The following is a 1,383-nucleotide window of genomic DNA, read 5'->3' on the forward strand; positions in this document are numbered from 1 at the left end:
ACGAAGTTGCTAACGCTATGCTTCCAGGAAAAGCCTCTAAGCTTCAGGTATTGGAGATCGTACCCTAAACCGACACAGGTGGTCAGGTAGAGCATACCAAGGCGCTTGAGAGAACTCGGCTGAAGGAACTAGGCAAAATAGTACCGTAACTTCGGGAGAAGGTACGCTCTTTGCTGTGAAGGACTTGCTCCGTAAGCAGCGAAGAGTCGCAGTGACCAGCTGGCTGCAACTGTTTATTAAAAACACAGCACTCTGCAAACTCGTAAGAGGACGTATAGGGTGTGACACCTGCCCGGTGCCGGAAGGTTAATTGATGGGGTTAGCGCAAGCGAAGCTCTTGATCGAAGCCCCGGTAAACGGCGGCCGTAACTATAACGGTCCTAAGGTAGCGAAATTCCTTGTCGGGTAAGTTCCGACCTGCACGAATGGTGTAATGATGGCCAGGCTGTCTCCAGCCGAGACTCAGTGAAATTGAAATTGCGGTGAAGATGCCGTATACCCGCGGCTAGACGGAAAGACCCCGTGAACCTTTACTATAGCTTGGCACTGAACATTGACCCTACATGTGTAGGATAGGTGGGAGGCTTTGAAGTTTGGACGCTAGTCCAGATGGAGCCGTCCTTGAAATACCACCCTTGTATGTTTGATGTTCTAACGTAGGTCCCTGAATCGGGATTGCGGACAGTGTCTGGTGGGTAGTTTGACTGGGGCGGTCTCCTCCTAAAGAGTAACGGAGGAGCACGAAGGTTGGCTAAGTACGGTCGGACATCGTACGGTTAGTGTAATGGTAGAAGCCAGCTTAACTGCGAGACAGACACGTCGAGCAGGTACGAAAGTAGGTCATAGTGATCCGGTGGTTCTGTATGGAAGGGCCATCGCTCAACGGATAAAAGGTACTCCGGGGATAACAGGCTGATACCGCCCAAGAGTTCATATCGACGGCGGTGTTTGGCACCTCGATGTCGGCTCATCACATCCTGGGGCTGAAGTCGGTCCCAAGGGTATGGCTGTTCGCCATTTAAAGTGGTACGCGAGCTGGGTTTAGAACGTCGTGAGACAGTTCGGTCCCTATCTGCCGTGGGCGTTGGATGATTGAGTGGAGTTGCTCCTAGTACGAGAGGACCGGAGTGAACGAACCGCTGGTGTTCGGGTTGTCATGCCAATGGCATTGCCCGGTAGCTACGTTCGGAACGGATAACCGCTGAAAGCATCTAAGCGGGAAGCCGGCCACAAGATGAGTCATCCCTCAGACTTTAAGTCTGCTAAAGGGTCGTTGGAGACCACAACGTTGATAGGTGAGGTGTGGAAGCGCAGTGATGTGTTAAGCTAACTCATACTAATTGCCCGAGAGGCTTAACCATACAACGCCCAAGATGTTTTGCG

Annotated in this window: 1 rRNA gene; it reads left to right on the forward strand. The window is 51.9% G+C overall.

Annotated features, from left to right (window positions below):
- Positions 1-1,361 (forward strand): 23S ribosomal RNA (locus tag H595_RS0119660); the annotation flags it as partial.
- Positions 1,362-1,383 lie beyond the last annotated feature (22 nt).

Source organism: Rheinheimera baltica DSM 14885, from assembly GCF_000425345.1.
GTDB classification, from domain to species: domain Bacteria; phylum Pseudomonadota; class Gammaproteobacteria; order Enterobacterales; family Alteromonadaceae; genus Alishewanella; species Alishewanella baltica.